Source organism: Sporosarcina sp. P13, assembly GCF_002743055.1.
Lineage (GTDB): Bacteria > Bacillota > Bacilli > Bacillales_A > Planococcaceae > Sporosarcina.
Map to the genome: position 1 here is coordinate 78,259 of NZ_PDYM01000007.1, position 18,372 is coordinate 96,630.

At 37.2% G+C, this 18,372-nt stretch carries 15 protein-coding genes; 8 read left to right on the forward strand and 7 right to left on the reverse strand.

Annotated features, from left to right (window positions below):
- Positions 1–17: 17 nt before the first annotated feature.
- From CSV79_RS05820 to CSV79_RS05830, 3 genes are all read left to right on the forward strand, one after another.
- Positions 18–803, forward strand: coding sequence for an ABC transporter ATP-binding protein (locus tag CSV79_RS05820; protein WP_369824925.1), 786 nt, complete (start codon positions 18–20; stop codon positions 801–803).
- 17 nt (positions 804–820) lie between these two features.
- Positions 821–1,876 (forward strand): NAD(P)/FAD-dependent oxidoreductase, encoded by a 1,056-nt coding sequence (locus CSV79_RS05825; RefSeq protein ID WP_099688097.1) that lies wholly within the window; start codon positions 821–823, stop codon positions 1,874–1,876.
- 846 nt (positions 1,877–2,722) lie between these two features.
- Positions 2,723–3,742, forward strand: coding sequence for a Bug family tripartite tricarboxylate transporter substrate binding protein (locus CSV79_RS05830; RefSeq protein WP_099688098.1), 1,020 nt, complete (start codon positions 2,723–2,725; stop codon positions 3,740–3,742).
- Between the two features lie 185 nt (positions 3,743–3,927).
- Here the strand turns inward: CSV79_RS05830 and CSV79_RS05835 are convergent, their stop codons facing one another.
- From CSV79_RS05835 to CSV79_RS05855, 5 genes are all read right to left on the reverse strand, one after another.
- Positions 3,928–4,413, reverse strand: coding sequence for a hypothetical protein (locus CSV79_RS05835; RefSeq protein WP_099688099.1), 486 nt, complete (start codon positions 4,411–4,413; stop codon positions 3,928–3,930).
- Positions 4,413–5,201 carry a DUF3100 domain-containing protein gene (locus CSV79_RS05840; RefSeq protein ID WP_099688100.1) on the reverse strand — a complete coding sequence of 263 codons (789 nt, stop codon included), beginning with the start codon at positions 5,199–5,201 and terminating at the stop codon, positions 4,413–4,415. The genes CSV79_RS05835 and CSV79_RS05840 overlap by 1 nt, the downstream gene beginning before the upstream one ends.
- A gap of 55 nt (positions 5,202–5,256) precedes the next feature.
- On the reverse strand, positions 5,257–6,513 hold the full coding sequence (locus CSV79_RS05845) for a M20/M25/M40 family metallo-hydrolase (RefSeq protein ID WP_099688101.1): 1,257 nt from the start codon (positions 6,511–6,513) through the stop codon (positions 5,257–5,259).
- Positions 6,514–6,865: 352 nt separating this feature from the next.
- Positions 6,866–7,699 carry a hypothetical protein gene (locus CSV79_RS05850; RefSeq protein ID WP_099688102.1) on the reverse strand — a complete coding sequence of 278 codons (834 nt, stop codon included), beginning with the start codon at positions 7,697–7,699 and terminating at the stop codon, positions 6,866–6,868.
- 915 nt (positions 7,700–8,614) lie between these two features.
- Positions 8,615–9,466 (reverse strand): carbonic anhydrase, encoded by an 852-nt coding sequence (locus CSV79_RS05855; RefSeq protein ID WP_099688103.1) that lies wholly within the window; start codon positions 9,464–9,466, stop codon positions 8,615–8,617.
- 329 nt (positions 9,467–9,795) lie between these two features.
- On the opposite strand from CSV79_RS05855, the gene CSV79_RS05860 reads away from it, so the two are divergent.
- Complete coding sequence (locus CSV79_RS05860) at positions 9,796–11,292, forward strand: carotenoid oxygenase family protein (protein ID WP_099688104.1); 1,497 nt, start codon at positions 9,796–9,798, stop codon at positions 11,290–11,292.
- A gap of 353 nt (positions 11,293–11,645) precedes the next feature.
- Here the strand turns inward: CSV79_RS05860 and CSV79_RS05865 are convergent, their stop codons facing one another.
- A complete protein-coding gene (locus CSV79_RS05865) occupies positions 11,646–11,870 on the reverse strand; it encodes a hypothetical protein (RefSeq protein ID WP_099688105.1) in 225 nt (74 codons plus the stop codon).
- Between the two features lie 506 nt (positions 11,871–12,376).
- Here CSV79_RS05865 and CSV79_RS05870 point away from each other — a divergent pair.
- The 3 genes from CSV79_RS05870 (at position 12,377) to CSV79_RS05880 (ending at position 16,652) form a co-directional block, all read left to right on the forward strand.
- Positions 12,377–12,748: a N,N-dimethylformamidase alpha subunit family protein gene (locus CSV79_RS05870; RefSeq protein WP_099688106.1), complete on the forward strand. Its 372-nt coding sequence runs from the start codon at positions 12,377–12,379 to the stop codon at positions 12,746–12,748.
- Positions 12,748–15,042, forward strand: a complete 2,295-nt coding sequence (locus CSV79_RS05875; protein ID WP_099688107.1) for a N,N-dimethylformamidase beta subunit family domain-containing protein — start codon at positions 12,748–12,750, stop codon at positions 15,040–15,042. The genes CSV79_RS05870 and CSV79_RS05875 overlap by 1 nt, the downstream gene beginning before the upstream one ends.
- Before the next feature lie 365 nt (positions 15,043–15,407).
- Complete coding sequence (locus CSV79_RS05880; RefSeq protein ID WP_158232477.1) at positions 15,408–16,652, forward strand: S-layer homology domain-containing protein; 1,245 nt, start codon at positions 15,408–15,410, stop codon at positions 16,650–16,652.
- A 94-nt stretch (positions 16,653–16,746) separates the two neighbouring features.
- Here CSV79_RS05880 and CSV79_RS05885 read toward each other — a convergent pair whose 3' ends face one another.
- Complete coding sequence (locus tag CSV79_RS05885) at positions 16,747–17,022, reverse strand: YqhV family protein (RefSeq protein WP_199171873.1); 276 nt, start codon at positions 17,020–17,022, stop codon at positions 16,747–16,749.
- A 277-nt stretch (positions 17,023–17,299) separates the two neighbouring features.
- Between CSV79_RS05885 and CSV79_RS05890 the strand changes: the two genes are divergently transcribed.
- The gene (locus CSV79_RS05890) at positions 17,300–18,283 is read left to right on the forward strand and encodes a DUF5050 domain-containing protein (RefSeq protein WP_158232478.1); all 984 of its coding nucleotides are present in this window, start codon (positions 17,300–17,302) and stop codon (positions 18,281–18,283) included.
- Positions 18,284–18,372: the final 89 nt, after the last annotated feature.

Here is an 18,372-nt window from a genome sequence, read left to right on the forward strand (position 1 = left end):
GAGTAGAGAAAATAAGTATGTTAGAAGCGAATTCCTTAACATTAGGTTATGGTGATACGAAAATTATTGAGGATTTACAGTTGACGATACCTGAAGGAGAAATCACAGTTTTTGTTGGGGCAAATGGCTGTGGAAAGTCCACATTATTACGATCCCTAGCACGTCTTATTAAACCACAAGTTGGCGGAATTGTTTTAGACGGAGAGCAATTGAGAAGATACTCTACTAAAGAAGTCGCAAAAAAACTGGCCATACTTCCTCAAACCCCACTTGCACCAGAAGGTCTGACGGTGTTGCAACTAGTAAAGCAAGGAAGATACCCTCATCAGAGTTGGATAAAACAATGGTCAAATGAAGATGAGGCAATAGTAGATCGTGTGCTGGAATTAACGAACATGAAGGACTTCGCAGAAAGAACAGTAGATTCCTTGTCAGGTGGCCAAAGGCAACGTGCTTGGATTGCTATGACACTTGCACAAAAAACAAACATCATATTATTAGATGAGCCTACGACGTATTTAGATTTAGCACATCAAATCGAAATTTTGGATCTGCTTTTTGAGTTAAATGAAATAGAAAATAGAACGGTTGTTATGGTACTTCACGATCTCAACCTAGCATGTCGTTACGCCCATCATATCGTAGCGATTTGTGATAAAAATATTTATGCACAAGGTAAGCCAGAAGATATTATTACACCTCAAATGGTCAATGACGTATTTTCAATGAGTTGCGAAATTGGCAAAGACCCGCTATTTGGCACACCTTTATGTATTCCGTATGGCAAAGGAAGAAAAATATAGAGGAAGGAGTTTTTCAAATGAAGTCTAAAGAGGTTTTTGATGTCACCGTTATAGGTGGTGGACCTGCGGGATTATTTTCTGCATTTTATAGCGGTTGTCGTGAGATGAAGATTAAATTAATCGAGTATCATTCATTTCTAGGGGGTAAATTAAACGTCTATCCTGAAAAGATGGTTTGGGATGTAGGTGGGGTTGTTCCTTCACCTGCTCATCAATTAGTTGAACATCTGGTGGGACAGGCAAAAACATTTCAACCAGAGATTGTACTCGATACAAAAGTCACCTCCATTTCAAAAGGTGAGGATGGTATTTTTACCGTACATACACAAACGGGCAAAGAACATTATTCTAAAACAATCATATTGGCAATTGGTGGGGGAATATTGAAACCTACACGTCTAGAAATTGATGGGGCAGAACGTTTTGAAGTGACTAATTTACATTATACAGTAAAGTCATTAACGCAATTCAAGGAAAAACGAGTATTAATATCCGGTGGCGGAAACGCTGCGATTGATTGGGCCAACGAATTGGAGTCTATCGCCGATCAAGTATACTTGACTTACCGTAAAGACTCATTAAAAGGCCATGAATCAGAAGTATCTAAATTACAAAATAGTACGGTGCACTGCTTATTAAATACAACGATTGAAAAGTTAGTTGCTTCATCAGACCATGTAACGATACGACAAGTAATACTACGGGACGAAGATCAAGAAGAAAACATTTACGTCGACGTAGATGAGGTGATTATTAATCACGGATTTGAAAGAGAACGAGAATTAATTGAAAATAGTCCGATACCAATCGAAATGGCCTCTGATATTACAGTAGCGGGTAATGCAATGGGGGAAACTTCTGTGGAAGGTTTGTTTGCGGCAGGTGATATTTTGGAACACGATGGAAAACTGCGTCTCATTGCAGGTGCCTTTACAGATGCAGCAACTGCAGTCAATCGGGCGAAATTGTATATTGCACCCGATGCCAGTTCACGTGGTATCGTTTCCACACATAATGATCTGTTTAAAGAGAAGAATAGGGAAGTTCTTAAACGTATGCAGTACAGTGAGTGAGTTCTGTGTGTGAAATGAAGCGATTACGAAAAGTATAAATCAAGAAACTTGTAAACGCATGGTTTATGGCTTTTGTAAGGGCCATTAGGCGATCATTTTAAGAATTGTCTTGGAACTTGGTGGCTTTAATTTAAAAATAAAAAATCGCGTGAAATCAAAGTTATAAGAACCTTGGTTTCATGCGATTTTAGTTTTGTTCCTTGTGGCATACAGGAAAAGAAAGACGGACATAGAGGAGCTAGTCATTTGTACGATAGATCAGATTATTTGGAATTATCTGTTGACCGGGAGTTTAGTTTTCTTTACAATGTGAATAACATCTAAGAAAGGCAATATTGTATATGAAATGCATATGGAAGCGTGAAAGTTAGGTGAACAGATTAAACTAAGCTTTTTGTTAAAAAATTTAAATGTAGAAAGGAAGGATAAATGATTAAAATTGATAACAGGGTTAAATTAACCATTGCGAAAGATGAAACAAGTCCATATACAACAGAAAGTCTTCACTTGTGTAATGACGACCCAAATCAGTATAAAAAATTAACCCTTCATTGGGAATCAGGTTGTGTTATCGCGCCTCGAATTTAGGAGCATTAGCCATGCTGTTTTATAAGGCTCTTTTTTTCAGCTATATTTCTAGAAGGGGTGAAGTCTTACTTATCATGCGTAATTAAACAGATATATGAAAGCGCATTCACGGGATTCGTTAGTAAATTTTCTATTACGATACCAACCACAACAGTAGCTTAATAGTGGCGTTTTTGTAGCTAAATCCGTCTGGACATTTTAAAAAGAATAAGCGACCATTGCAAGCTAAATTAAAAATAATAACTAGGGGATGGAAGAATGAAAAAAAACATTGGAATTGTAATGGTAATATTATTGTTATTAATAATTGGGGCATGTTCTGATTCAACTATGGAAACTACCAAAGGTACAGAATCAGATTCAAATCCAGAACCTGTTAGTACAGATTTTCCAAAAAGTCCAATTACCGTGCTTGTTCCTTTCTCACCCGGATCATTAAACGATACTAGTGCTCGTATACTAGCACAACAAGCAGAAAAACACTTACCTAATGAACAACCAATTAAAATTGAAAACGTTGAAGGTGGAGGCGGAATTATTGCATTTACGAAATTAATGAATGCAGAACCAGACGGTTATACAATAGCTTATGGAACATCTTCGCATGTAAGCGTTCTCCCACATCTTGGACAAGCACCATTTACTCATGATAGCTTTCAACCTATTATGAAAGATGCAGCATCAATTCCCTTACTTATGGTACCGACAGATGCCCCATATGATAACTTTGATGAATGGGTGGAATATGTAAAAGAAAATCCAGGTATGTTTTCATATGCTACGACTGGTCCCGGAAGTATTTCAAATTTAAGCATGATGAGTCTTGCAAACAAACTAAATCTCGATGTGAAAAATGTTGTCTATGAAGGCGGGACTCAAGGAATTACAGCTTTATTAGGTGGAAACATTGATGGGGCAATTAGTATGCCAATTTCCGCAAATGAACATATTGAGGCAGGCACATTAAAACCTATATTTGAATTTGCTGAAACAAGCAAATATGAAGACGTAAAAGTTTTGAGTGATGTAAATTTAGAAGAAGATGACATTGTTCAAGCGTTTTCTATGTTGTTTGCACCTAAAGGAATCCAAAAGGCCGAACTAGACATTTTGCATGAAGCTTTCAGTAAAGCCCAATTGAGTGATGAATATAAAGAGCATATTAAAAACATGGAAGCTAGATTACTTCACTTGAATCCTGAAGAATCGCAAGAAAATGTTACAGTTACTTATAATTTAGTGGGGGATCTATTAAAAGAGCTGGGAATTATAGACTAAGCAGAATGTTTTTGTTGATCATATTTTAATATGAAAACGGGGCTTACTAAAGAAGAAACAATAGATGACGAGGTAACAGTATAGAACCTAAAAAGGAAGGCAGTCATGTTGAACTGCCTTCCTTTTATATCGTAAAACATCTGTATTCAATGAACAAACGTACAGCTTGTCTGGCCATAATGCCCTTACTTACCCGAGAACATAAATCCCATTTGTGCTAATAATGCACTTCCTATATAGGTACCTGTGAAAACGAACATAGCGACGATAGCGATTTTCCAAGATGTTTTCCTCAAATCCGTTAATCGGTCAGCTACTGAAATACCTGCATAGGTCAATATAGGTGTAGTAATAGAAAGAAAGTCAACTGCCCGTATTGCTTCAATAAACAAGTCAGACGTAAGACAGAAAATTAAAGAGGAAATGGAAACCCAGCCAAGAACCGGGAAATCCTGAATGATTTTTATAGGCACTTTCTTACTTAAGTCAGAAACAGCAATCCCAACCATAGAAAACAACCATAAAAAAGCTAAACCTAAATATGTCATGCTTGTAACCGGAGTGGACTCAGGATTTTTAATCAGCTTGATTTCTTGTGTAAACAGGATAAGCCCGATACTCAATAATACGATTAACGCATATTTTACATATTGATTTTTAGTGATTGACATTATTTTTTCCTCCTTGCCAAACGGCTATACATGAATTTCTGTAGAGGAACGGCTAATAACACCATCGTAAACGTTCCTAAGAAACTAGTTAACATTTGACTTGTAGCCGCATAAGCCAGTATGGTTTGTTCCATTTCAGGCACTCTTGCAACTAACGTTGAGGAGGAAGCGACCATCATACTGGATGAACCAACTCCGGAAGCCATGGCGAGCGCTTCGACGCGGAAGCCGAGATCCAATAAAATAGGTGCTAAAATACTGAAGAAAATCGATCCGAATAGAGTACCAAAAATATAAAGAGACAGCACACCACGTCCCTCAGCGGATTCCAACGTGTATTTCTCACTAATATAAGCTAGCTCACCTTCACGGCCTATCCCTAACGTGGCGCCAATAGCTTCTCGCTTTAAACCGATTAATAAGGCAATCGGCAAGCCAAATATGACAGTTCCCAAGTTTCCGAATTCCTGGAATAGGAAGATCCAGCCAATGCTTATAATTTCTTTTAATTTTGGAGCAACATCCGCCCCGTACCTAGCCATTAAAGGCAGCATGATAATAATGAGATATTTACTTGCGAATTCAATATTTCCTTTGCTATAAACCTTCTTGAAAATGCCTTTCCGGAACGTTTGCATACCGAGAATCATCGTAATGACAATAGCGAAAACGAGTGGAAGCAGACCAATGGTAAATGATCCAATTTTAATGGCTTGAAAACCAATAAACTCGGAAATTGTAACAATCACCAGTGAAAAGATGATTAGATAAAGTAATTTCCCCTTCAAAAGAGTTGCCTCATTTCTTTTTTTAATTTGCTGTAGTGAAAATAAGTATCATGCATTAGTCTACTATTGAATCGATTAATTCTTTATATTCCGCATATGACTTTTTATATAACTTGGATCGATCGATGTTTCCATTCATCTTGTCCAACACTTGTGAAAGGAATCTTGGAAATATTTCATATACAAATTCGGGATCAATATCAATAAAGTCATCCCCATGAATGGTGCCTGCAAACCCACTATAACTTATGCTTATACATGGCATCATGAATGACAAGTCACCTGCGTCACCACCCGCACTGATGACATTATCCTCTAAGATCTCTTCTATTTCATCGTTTTGATGAAAAGCCTCTATTACAAATTCATTTAAGTAGCGGTCTTGTACAAATGGAAGATAGCCCATTTGTGTAATGATTTCTACCTCTCCTTGAAGAGCCATAGCACTGCCTTTAGCGGCGTCATCTAGTCTGTTAGCGACTTCCTTTATATAATCTATTGACTGACCCCTTAAGTCCGTGCCAACCGTTATATGATTGGGGATCACGTTGGTAGACATATCAGAATCCATAACAATCGGATTGATTCTAACGAGCTCATCATCTTTAAATTGTTGACGGCCCAATCCTAAAGCGACATTAAATAGGGTAGACATATTATACGCATTTTTGGATGAGAATGGATCAAAACCGGCATGTGTGGCTTTACCTATAAATTTATACTTTTTATAGAGGAAACCTGCTAAAGAAAGATTCGTTTCGATCGTTCTTTTTGTGATTTCACCACCAATAGCATGTGTACAAATAGCAAAATCAATGTCATCAAACACGCCCAACTTCATAGCTTCCGGTTTTCCGCCATAATGCGTGATTACATTTTTGTTAATCAAATTCTCCCGATAATCCAGATCGAGATATTCCTCTGCAGGAACAAAGATGAATGTTATGTTGTAATCGTATGATTCAAATACCTTTGAGTCATATAAATACTTGTACAGAGCAAGTCCAATTGCGACTTGTGAATAATGACCACAATTATGGGCAGCTCCTGTTTCAGAATCGGCTCTCATATGTGAAGGCGCATAAACCGCATCCAACTCAGAAATAAATCCAATTGTTAAATCCTTATTTTTACCTAAACTAGTTTTTAAACCTGTAGTGCTGAATTCTTCAATTTCAATTTCAGGATTGACTGTTTTCAAAAAGTCGTAAACCGTTTGTTTCGTTTTAAATTCCTTATAACCTAATTCCGGATTTGCGTAAATATTGTCAGCTAATTCTTTAATTATGTTATATTGTTCTTTAAAAATCATCGTGAACCTCCTCCTAGATGTCATTTTCGTTCATTTAACATAGTTTAGCTTACGTTTCTGTTTTTCCAAAGTCAATAGAAATCGCACATTAAAAATTAATATTCTTACTACTTCGTTCATCGTGAAAAATAGTGTATCTTTTCATGACATGTTTAGGGCGGAAAGGATACCAGACCCTGAAACAATTCGGAATTGTCTTGATAAAAATTGCCGATTATGCGGAAGAAACAAACGTGAATGTTTTACCAATTATGAAAGTTTTGCACGCAAGTATGTTAACTTTAGATAATGCTTCTCACAACGAGGATGAGTTTATTTGTTTGAAAAAATGTAAGTGTGGAATTTTTTTCCTTCAAGTCAACTGCCCGTCATGATTGGGGAACAAATAACGATCCTCGTCGTCAGTAATGGACCATCCTTCAACCAGTGAACTACTTTGGAAAACATCCAAAAACAACTCATCAAATTGCACGATAAGAAATGGACAGTTAGTCCAGAATTGTATATCCTGAATCATTCGATTGACCAATAACTCTTGAACATCTTGCCACTTTACCGCGTTTGCACGTATTTCTGCATCGCCAAGCAAAATTGTTTCTGTAGTACGAATTCTCCATGCACATTCAATGAATAAACGCCCATTTTCAAACTGTATCGTAAATTGATCAGTAGTTTTGACATCCACGCCAATCACGCGCTGACCTACTAGTGCTGAAAACGTATATTCACTTTTTTCAGCATGCCAAAGTTCCCGTGCGTGCTGAATGATCTTTTTACCCACCATTTCTTTAGATAAATCAAACGCTTCATCATATTCTAGCTGATCCACCCATTCACTCGGCTCATGCCATTGCAATTGTTTTTCTTCTATTTTGTATTGAATGGCACAGTGATAAAGCTCTCTTACCAAATCAACTACATCATCCGAAGCAAAAAGTAATTGCTGGTGTAATCGTTTCATATGGAACATGGCACATTCCAACTCTGTAGGATACGCCCATCCTAATGAACGAACCGCATGTTCAAACATCTCTTCGATTTCAAAAGCAGAAAAAGGTGGCCGCATGCTAGCCAATTTTTTCATTTCATCGGAATCGAAATAAAGCATTTCTTCTGCCCAGCTTACGTAATCTTTGGGGGTATCTAAACCATTGTATTTTTTATAAAGTAATTCGTGGTATTCCATAGCATTTATCCTCCTTAATGTAGCTACTGATCAAACCGCACATTCGAATGGAAGTAATTGCGAACCACGGTTTTGATCTGAAAAGAAATTCTAATTCTATATGTGCATGAATGAACCAATTACGAAAAGTACAAGGGGAGGTTTATAGATGAAAACAACAAATGTATGGAATATTTGATAGCAGAAGGCTCAGTAAAAACGATAGAGCTATAAACTAAAACAGGGCTTCACTTTACAGTAACTTCCGATGGCAAGACATTGACTGTCACTGAATCAGATCGTTTTCCGTCTAGTCAACTAAAAAAATCCTCGCGTTATAACCAAAGATAATTTTGTGAGAGTCTTCCCTTATTATACTAAGTGAGTGGCGGGTGAAAAAGGAATTAGCGCGGACATTACCGCTATTACAATGAATTCCGTTTATAATATGGCAGCGATACACTATAAAATGGATAGTTAATAGAAGTTTGTGCTTGAAATAATAAAGAATACCCCTACGATTACTTATCGGCCAACGTTTAGCCGAAAGTTGATTGCTGGGTTATTTTAAATTAACTATAATCTAATTAATTATTTTAATTCAAATACATAATCTTGTGAAGGATCAAAACATTGGTAGGGGAGATGTAGTTGGGTTATATACTAGTTATCATCCTATCAATAATTTTATTACGCGATATTTATAAATGAAGAAGGACCATTTATTAATGTTTTATCAACAATAGTATTTAACGGATTCTGCAACACAAGTAAAAATCTTGTGCAAATACCAAAAATAACAATACTAAAACCGCATGAAACCAAGGTCTGATAACTTGGCTTCACGCGGTATTTAATTTTTATTGAGTTTTGTCCCGGCCTCGTAGCGATTATTTATGATCCGTGGCTGATTTGTTATCGTTTCAACAAAATTGTTTATATACTAGGGTCTACTTCTACTTCACGGTCATGTAAAAGTTGAACTGGGCGATGATTATCTTTAAAAATTTGACGGAATAAATCGATTTGTTCTTTAGACATTTCAATTGGCTGCTCCAAGATGATCCATTCAACATCTTCTGAACATGGAGGAGTAGTTAATGAACCTTCATAACGGAAGGTTTGCTTATTTTCTGGCAATAGTCCCATTAAATCGATTGCCTCGGTTACTTTTACATCTTCAGTTGTTACATTTTCAGGAAGGACTTTCCATGATTGTTCTAGTGCGATGTTAGTCGCACCTTCTTTAATCATTAAACCGATAACGGCTAATTCATTCTCTGCACTTTTATGTACAAGGTGCAGTTCCATATCAAAATTCTGGCCGTTAAATTGGTGTTCGCTCGGAGTATGGAAATGGAATTGAGCTAACTTGTATTCTTCTCCGTCTACGACAATGGAATTATTTATTGCAACTGGATTGCCTTGAATCGTATGGCCGTTGTTAGCTAAAGAAAAGTTTGTTGGGGCATAATTAAATTTCAGTTCTTCAACTTCGTCGTCTTGCTCTGCTTTTGCCGTCTCGATATTTATCGGAGATTGTTCTTGCCCGTTCGTACAGATAGCGTTTGTAGGATCTAAATCACCCCAATATTCCGGACCGTTTTCTCCTTCATAGGACCAGTGGGCTGCATGAACTTCTGTTGACTGTTGCTTTCCTTGAACTTCTACTTGCACATTTTCTTGAGCCTTTTCCTCTTTCGGTAATTCCTCTGTGTTAGAAGAACAAGCAGTTAGTGATAACAAAAGACAAGTCGATAACATTGGATAAATAATTTTTTTCTTCATTTGTCAGGTCTCCTTTTTTTCTTTTTTTATATTATACGTAACTTGTTAGGATGTAAATATTTTTCCTAATAACAGTTTTTTTAGATATTTTATGGTAGAGTTCTCTGAGTTTACAGATAAAAAGATGCCGAGTAGCTAGTCTTTTACACAGTCAAGTCAGACTATTTTAAATTATCCGTTGACTCGATAGTTAGGTTGGTTTACAATGTAAATGACACCAGAGAAATCCATTACTATATACGAAGTGTGTATGTAAGCGTTAACAAGGGGTAAACAAATTGAATTATGCTGTTTATTAAAAAAATGTACATGTAGAAGGGAAGAAAAGTATGATTAAAGTTGAGAACGAAGTAAAAATAACAATTGCTGAAGATGAAACAAGTCCATTTTTAACGGAGCACTTTTCACCTGTTAGTAAAGAGTACACAGCGACAACTGATAGTTTAGAAGTTATTGGAGAGATACCAAAAGATTTGCATGGAATTTACGTTCGTAACGGTCATAACCAAGTTCATGCTCCGATGGGTATTTATCACCCGTTTGATGGAGATGGTATGCTTCACGCGGTTCATTTTGAAGATGGGAAAGCTACTTATCGTAACCGTTTCGTTCGTACAACTGGATTTTTAGCAGAAGAAGCTGCAGGGAAGTCACTTTGGGCTGGGATTTTGGAACCCCATTTAAACACACGTCAAGGGTGGGGAAGCATGCAGTCAATGAAAGACAATGCTGGTACAGATGTTATTGCGCATGGTGGTAGATTAATAGCGACGATGTCACAATGTAGTGAAGTAAATCGTTTGGATCCAATAACGCTAGAGATGCTTGAGCCAGATTCATGGAATACTACGGTTGCACCACAAGGTATTTGTTCACACTATAAAGTAGATAATGATACTGGAGAGTTGATGTTCTTTAACTTCAGCGAAACATACCCATATATGAATTATGGCGTTGTAGGTCCTGATAGCGAATTGAAACATTATGTTCCAATTGACTTACCGGGTGTACGTTGGCCACATGATCTTGGTATAACGAAAAACTATTCGATCCTTCATGATTTACCATTTATATTTGACCCTGAACTATTAGAGAAAGGGGAAAGGAAAGTAACATTTTTCAATGATATGCCTTCCCGATTTGGAATCATCCCACGTCATGGAACAAACGAAGACATTAAATGGTTTGAAGCAAAGCCTTGTTTCATCTTACATCTATCAAACTGTTATGAAGATGGTGATAATGTTGTAATGGAGGGTTGCGTATCATTTAACCCAGGAAAGCCTGAAGTAGGTAAGCAAGCCAAAGATGCAAATGCTAGAATTACGGAAGCATTTAATAAGACAGCAACTCAATATAAGATGTATCGTTGGACATTTAACTTACAGACAGGCAAAACGACAGAAGGGTTCCTAGGTGATGAATTTACGGAATACCCAGTTGTTAGTAATGACTATGTAGGGAAAAAATATCGTTATAGTTATAACTCAATATTTAGCTCAGATCCAAGTAAAGCTTGGTACCTAACTGGACTAATAAAATATGATTTAAAAGAAGGCACAAGCCACACGTATGACTATGGTGAAGGGCGTATGGGCAGTGAACCACATATCGCACGACCTGCAAATGCAGTGGAAGAAGACGATGGTTACTTAATTACACTAGTAACAGATTTTAATGAAAACCGTTCAGAGTGTCTCATCATGAATGCAAAAGACCTGACACTAGGACCAATAGCAAGAATTATATTGCCGGAGAAAATTGCGGTTGGTGCACACGCTGCCTGGGTTGAAGGAGCGCGAATTAAAGGGGAATTAGTTAAATAAAACACATTGACCCTCACTTTTTTAAAAGTGGGGGTTGAATTATTAATAAGAAACATTTTATAAAAGGTGCTCGGATCCCTAACAATTCTGGATTGTTTCGGGACTAGATACCTTAATTAAACACTTTGGGGTTGGGGGATGTTAGTCATTCGTATTGGTAAGATTGGCTTGTGGTTTGAATTGAAATAGCAAATCCGTAAAAGGGTGTCTTTGTGACGCACAACATACAATCCGTACTTGTGCATCACAAAGTTCGGAAGCTTCTTTGACTACTGTATACGGATTAGACGAATAAGTTCCTAGACTGAGAAATCTGCTAGGAACTTATTTTTTGTATATCTAATTACACGACATCAGCCTCTATAATTAAACAACCGTGAAAGTCCTTTCAGAATAATCGCCAAGGCGAACAACACGATGATGATCACCAAAATGACAATAACGACTGTCAGCAATGTGTTTGTAGCGAAGGTCATTAATAAAGCAGGTACAATATAAAACAATCCCAACACTGCATATGTGGCTAAAATCCCTAAGAAGAATAGCCATTCATTGCTTGAAAATCCGCATTTCGACATAAATATCACCTCCTTGTAGTACTGTATGTAACAATCTGCAGTCGGTGTAATACAATACACTCAGTTATTCAAATTAAAAGAATACTTATATAAAAAACCGTACCTATGCGTCTCACCGCACGAAATACCTTATGAAATTGTATTGAAAACTAAGGGATATTGCTTCGTAGTTATCAAAGGCGAGGTGGGATTATAGTAAACCGTTTGGCGAGAACGTGTTTGGAAGTGTCGGATTGCTTGGCGGTTTTAAAGGTATTATACAGAATAAAGTAGTATTATTTGGAATACATACAATTCATTGACAATTCGTTCATAGCCTACTAGTATGGGTATCAGATTCAATTCCTTTTACATCATGACATCCCCATTCACGTTTTTACCGCAATCCATAGTAGCTCTGGAATACCTTTTTTAGTTAGTAACGCACAAAGGATTGCAGTGAACGTATTTGAGGTTGTCTAGAGTCGGAATGAAAATCCAAATGTTTCCACGGGAGGGGTTATTTTATGAATGAAGTAGAAGAGAAAGCTTACTTGAAGCTGGACGAGTTCATTTTGGAAAATACTATTAAACCACTTGTTACGAAGGAAATTATTGCGGAACACAAAAGAAACCCTATTGGCAAACACAGTGCACACTTATTTAAAATTCTAAATTATTTCCGTCGTCATCATGACCATTCGAATGGGAAAGATCTCATCATCTGCACAATCCCACATAAAGAGTGGTGCCTAGGCGAACATCCGGGTGAACGAAACAAAGAATATATCGTTTATCACGATGAGAAGTTTGACTCTAGAGAAGCTGCGGAACATGGGCTTTTCTTGAAAAGACTTAAAAAGCACGGATTGCTTGACGAAAAGGGAGGAAATAATTAATGGCAATTAACGGATATACAAATAAATTAAGCGTTCAACCTGGTGAAACGATCAAATTCATGGTAAACAGTGAAAGCCCCAAATATAAAACACAAATCACTAAAATCATTTGCGGAGACACTGACCCGGGCGGTCCCGGCTTTAAGGTTGAAAAAGTCAATGCGAATGTAAACAAATCATATAAGGGTCGTAAGCAGGAAATTCATATGGGCTCTTATATTAAAGTTGAGGACAATACTAAATTCCAAGATATTACTAGCTTCAGCCTACAAGCGATGGTTTATCCGACTACACCTGAAAAGGGAGTACAAGCTCTACTAACAAAGTGGTCAGAATCTAGTAATTCTGGATATGGGCTTTTCATTGATGAAGATGGAAGTTTAGCGCTTTGGATTGGTGATGGAGATGGCAGCGTTGAAAAAGTAAGTACAGGAATTCCCCTCCTATCTGGTTGCTGGTTTTTTGTCGGTGCGTCTTATGATGCGGAAACTGGGGAAGTTACCCTTTATCAAGAAGCTAGAATTACAAAAACGAACGGTAGATTCTCCAATCGGTACCAAGCAGAAAGTGTGACAACTTATGTTAAAGAAGCGGTAAATAGTAAGCCTTGTACAAGAAATGATGCACCTTTCGCTATGGCCAGTGTCTTGAAAAATCTTCCGAATGGGAAGGCTGCACCGATCTATCAGTACAATGGTAAAATTGACCGACCAAGACTTGCGAACACAGTGTTATCCAAAGAAAAAATGGAAGAGTGGATTGATAACCCTGCTGGAATCCATGTTGTAGCAGCATGGGACTTTTCTGAGGAAATTACGAAAAAGGGTATCAAAAATATTCAACATATTTATGATATGTCATCGAACAAATTACATGGGACTGCAATTAATACCCCTTTAAGAGCCTCGACAGGATATAACTGGACATCTGAAGAGCATCGGTTCATCCATGCACCTGAGCAATATGGGGCAATTCATTTTCATGATGATGACTTAACGGATGCAGACTGGGATGTTGATTTCGAGTGGAAGGTTCCGGAAGACTTAAAGAGCGGTATTTATGCTGCACATGTTTATGCAGATGATGAAGATGAACAGGATTATATCGTCTTCTTTGTACGTCCGAAAAGAGGGGTTAAACCGACTGCGAAGGCCGTCTTTATCGTGCCGACAGCAAGTTATTTAGCCTATGCAAATAACCGCTTCCAAGACGTCCCAAGTGCACAACTTATGTTTGGACGTGCACCGGTCGTTCAGGCTGAGGACCGATTCTTAGGCAAACATGCGGAATACGGCCTGTCCATGTATGACCACCATAACGATGGAAGTGGTGTAGCCTTTTCTTCATCCCTACGACCTATTTTAAATATGAGACCGAAATATCGTCACAATTTATCACCGTCGTTATGGCAATTTAATGCTGATCTTCATCTCGTCGACTGGCTAACGGAAAAAGGTTTTGACTTCGATGTTATTACGGATCATGATCTACATGCTGATGGGGCGGAGCTTCTCAGTCAATATAAAGTTGCTTTAACAGGAACACATCCGGAATATTATTCGTCGCAAATGATGGATGCGGTTGAAGACTTCCAGGATAATGGTGGACGATTTATGTATATGGGTGGGAATGCCTTTATTTGGGTCGTTCAGTTCCATCCCGACAATCCAAACATTATGGAAGTTAGAAAGAACTGGGGGAATACGTCGTGGAAAGCCCTCCCAGGCGAAGTACACTTAAGTTTTACCGGCGAAATGGGCAGTTTATGGAAACACCGCAATCGTGCGCCACAGAAAATCGGTGGTACAGGTTATGTTGCTCAAGGATTCGAAATTTCTTCCTATTACCGTAGGACAGATGATAGTTATAATCCAGATGTCTCTTGGATTTTCGAAGGGGTAACTGATGAAAAGATTGGTGACTTCGGCCTTGTCGGTGGCGGCGCAGCAGGTATGGAGCTTGATATTTATGATACAGAACACGGAACACCGCCACACGCTACGATCATTGCATCTTCTGAGGATCATTCAAGCGTTTATGTGCCGGTTACAGAAGAGCTATTCTTCAATATTCCGGGATTATCAGGCGATGAACATCCTCGTGTTCGTGCGGATATGGTCTATTATCCGACTCCGAATGATGGCGCTGTTTTCTCTGCAAGCTCAATCTCTTATTGCGGCAGTCTGTCACATAATAATTACGATAACAATATATCTCAAATTACCGAGAATGTCTTAAAACGGTTTATGTCTGACGTACCGCTAAACAAAACTGTTGCTTCATTGAAAGCATAATTAAAAGTCGCTGGCGTCCAAATCATTTGGAATCTGAAACGGATGCTGTGCTACAAAATTATGCACAACAATAACAAAAATGCTCTCCAATCCCTATCGGTTGGAGAGCGCTATTCGTTTTGTCAGGTGCCACATCATTCAGATGTTATTCTGACCACTGGGTGTTTAGTTATCGAATGGGTAAGTCCGTTGATCTTCAATCAATGGGCTTTTTTCTGTATAAACTCTATATCAACGGAACAGTCATTATAACTAGTCTCTTCGGTAAATGTATATATCTTTATTATACAGTTATATACGACTAGTGACATTATTGGTAGTATAGTAGGTGTTAGCCCAAAAATATGAAAGAGGAGAGTAAACACATGAAAAAATTAGCACGAGTTATTCTATGGACTGCGTTAGTATTTGTTTTAACACTCGTTTACGCAGGCTCAAATCAAGCATCTGCACAAGATTTTAAAGATGTATCTAAGAAACACTCGAACTATGCAGCGATTCAAGAAATGAAAAAAAGAGGTTTTATTAGTGGTTATCCTGACGGTACGTTTCGTCCAAATGAAAATATTAGCCGTAAGCATGTAGCGATACTATTAGATAAGGCGTTAAAATTCCCTAAGCCAGCTTCGGATAAATTGGTTTTTAAAGATGTGCCAAAAAGCCATGCGTATTATGCGCCTATTATGAAGTTGTACAATAAAGGAATTATTAGTGGTAGTGCAAATGGTAAATTTAATCCTGATTCCACAGTTACGCGTATTCAATTGGCCAAGATGCTTGATATAGCATTTAATTTTAATTTGAAAGAATTTGCTTATTTTAATGATATCAATGGTTCACACTGGGGATTTTTGCATGCTAGTGCACTGGCTTCCAATGGTGTGATAAGAGGGGATCAAGGAAGTTTCCTCACGAATAAGCCGGTGACGCGTGCACACTATGCAGAATTCTTATATAGAGCGATGAAAATCGGTCCTACGGATAACACGGATGCAATGAGTAAAGAAAAGGTTCTTGATCTGGTTAATCGTTTACCTTATACAATCGAAAGAATTCGATTAGATGGAAAATATAATAAGCAAACATATAATCAGATTCGTTCGAAGCAACTACCGTATGCGACAAAATATTTAGTAGATGGCTTACTGAAAGATGACTATCCGTATGTCTGTACGGAGTGTGATTCATTCTTGTTTCCTATGTTAACGTTTGAGCCATCCGTTCGTTTTACGTATAGTCAACCTGATAAAAATACACTGACTGTCAGTACAATTGAAATAAGCAATGTGATAACAAGTAGTTCTTTTGTTGATTATGTTTTTAAAAAAGAAGATGGAAAATGGAAGATGCATGACTTTGATTTTAGATTACCAGGGAAGAAAAACTTTGAGATTACTAGGGAAGAAGCGGAACTTATTTTGAAACTTAGCTATACCCAATATTCAACTCCTTCTTTCTTGAAAATTACGTATGTATCCAAATCAAAAGCAACAGGTGAAGATTATTTTACAAAAGAAAAGTATACGTTTGATCGGTATAAGTTTATTGTAGAGACAGAAAATGGTCGTGAAACCGTCAGTATAAATTCAGACGATGGAACGTATTACTAATAAATTTTTAAAAAGGTACCAGGTCCCGAAACAATTCAGAATCATCTGAGGACCCGGTACCTTTAATTATGAGGATATGTACATATCAGCGCTTTTATTTTGATTTTAAACTAAAAAGAATTAGAAAAATACCAGCAAAAAGACAAATCATTCTAGTTAATGAGATTTTTTCAGTCAGACCATGTAATGCTATTCCTGTCGTAACAATTAAAATAAAGGGACCTACTAAGGCTAGGAGAGAATTAATATAAAAGGCTTTTTCCAAATCATTGAACTTAAACATTAATGCGGCAGCCGTTATTTCAATACTTCCTGAAATAAGTCTCAACATAATAATGAAAAGCAATGCTTTTTCTATAAAGGTAAGCACATCCCTTGATTGTATTTATTTCTAATATATGCAATACAGCTCGGAATCAGTATAAATTCAGATGATGGAATGTATTGCTAATAAATTTTACTTATCATTAAAAAAGTACCTGTGTGAGAATGAAACTTGAACGTTTTAACAAACATGAATGTTTTCCACCCAGGTAACCCATATAGTCTAGGGTCCTTTCATGTTAGGTATATATATTCATTAAATTAGATAGATTTACCTTTATTTTCATGATATGCTAAATGTTAAAAAGTGGAGGGATGTACAAATGAAATGTTGGAAGGGTATAGTAATGATCATTCTGTCATTAGCGCTACTGTTTCCTAACGCTATGCAAACAGAAGCAGCCAAGGTGGATGTGTTAAAAGGTGACAATCACGCTGGCAATAGTTTTGCGGTGAAAAGCGGTAGTATTTATTATGTGAATAATGGATATCTCCAGGATAAACCTAATGGGATCTATAAAGTGGGTAGGGACATGAAAACTTTCCGTTTGATCAAAAAAGGTGAGTTTACAAATATTCATATGTATCTTAACTCTATTGTTACATTTAATGAAGAGGAAAATATTTTACAGCGATTTTCTCCTGACGGTAAGATGATCAGAGAATATCCCCAAGTGGCAAGCAGTAACTTTTTGATTGAAAAAGATTTAATTTATTATCATACAGGGAACAATATGTATCAACTTGGTATAAATGGTAGAGGGAATAAGCATCTCCTGACAACTAAAGGGTATATTCAAGAGTACACGGTTCATAATGGGTGGCTCTACTTCGTCACATCGATATCACGTAGTAATGACCCTTATGATATGGATCAGACAAATAGTCTATCAAAAATTAAGATTGCCGGTTCTAAAAAAGTAATATCACTCGTTTCGAATGCGTATAATATTGATTCGATTATTGTGCGAGATGGATATATTTATTCCGTCATCCATAGAACATCCAATATAGACGGTAGACCACTCTATCGGATGAATTATAGCGGAAAGAATGTAAAACGTGTAACTGATCTTCGTATCATTTCTCCATTTATTGGGAAGAAGTACATGTATTCTGTTGAAAATAGCCACGATGATAGACAGAAATTTTTTAGAGCGACAGTGGATGGGAAAAACATGAAAACTGTTGGTGTATTACCAGGCAGAATGGTTAATGCGGAGTATCACGACGGCGAGTTCCTTTTTGAAGTGCAAAATATTAAGCAACAACAATTCTTACTTCATAGAATCCATCAGCAATATTAAGTAATAGGAAGAAAATGACCCAGGTTCTGGAGCAATTTTGAATTGTCTTGGAACCTAGTATCGTTAATAAAATTTAGAAAACAGCCTAA

Bases quoted from the DNA above. Each gene is read 5' to 3' on its own strand.
- CSV79_RS05820 (WP_369824925.1), top strand. From the start codon at position 18: ATGTTAGAAGCGAATTCCTTAACATTAGGTTATGGTGATACGAAAATT.
- CSV79_RS05825 (WP_099688097.1), top strand. From the start codon at position 821: ATGAAGTCTAAAGAGGTTTTTGATGTCACCGTTATAGGTGGTGGACCT.
- CSV79_RS05830 (WP_099688098.1), top strand. From the start codon at position 2,723: ATGAAAAAAAACATTGGAATTGTAATGGTAATATTATTGTTATTAATA.
- CSV79_RS05835 (WP_099688099.1), bottom strand. From the start codon at position 4,413: ATGTCAATCACTAAAAATCAATATGTAAAATATGCGTTAATCGTATTA.
- CSV79_RS05845 (WP_099688101.1), bottom strand. From the start codon at position 6,513: ATGATTTTTAAAGAACAATATAACATAATTAAAGAATTAGCTGACAAT.
- CSV79_RS05850 (WP_099688102.1), bottom strand. From the start codon at position 7,699: ATGGAATACCACGAATTACTTTATAAAAAATACAATGGTTTAGATACC.
- CSV79_RS05855 (WP_099688103.1), bottom strand. From the start codon at position 9,466: ATGAAGAAAAAAATTATTTATCCAATGTTATCGACTTGTCTTTTGTTA.
- CSV79_RS05860 (WP_099688104.1), top strand. From the start codon at position 9,796: ATGATTAAAGTTGAGAACGAAGTAAAAATAACAATTGCTGAAGATGAA.
- CSV79_RS05865 (WP_099688105.1), bottom strand. From the start codon at position 11,870: ATGTCGAAATGCGGATTTTCAAGCAATGAATGGCTATTCTTCTTAGGG.
- CSV79_RS05870 (WP_099688106.1), top strand. From the start codon at position 12,377: ATGAATGAAGTAGAAGAGAAAGCTTACTTGAAGCTGGACGAGTTCATT.
- CSV79_RS05875 (WP_099688107.1), top strand. From the start codon at position 12,748: ATGGCAATTAACGGATATACAAATAAATTAAGCGTTCAACCTGGTGAA.
- CSV79_RS05880 (WP_158232477.1), top strand. From the start codon at position 15,408: ATGAAAAAATTAGCACGAGTTATTCTATGGACTGCGTTAGTATTTGTT.
- CSV79_RS05890 (WP_158232478.1), top strand. From the start codon at position 17,300: ATGAAATGTTGGAAGGGTATAGTAATGATCATTCTGTCATTAGCGCTA.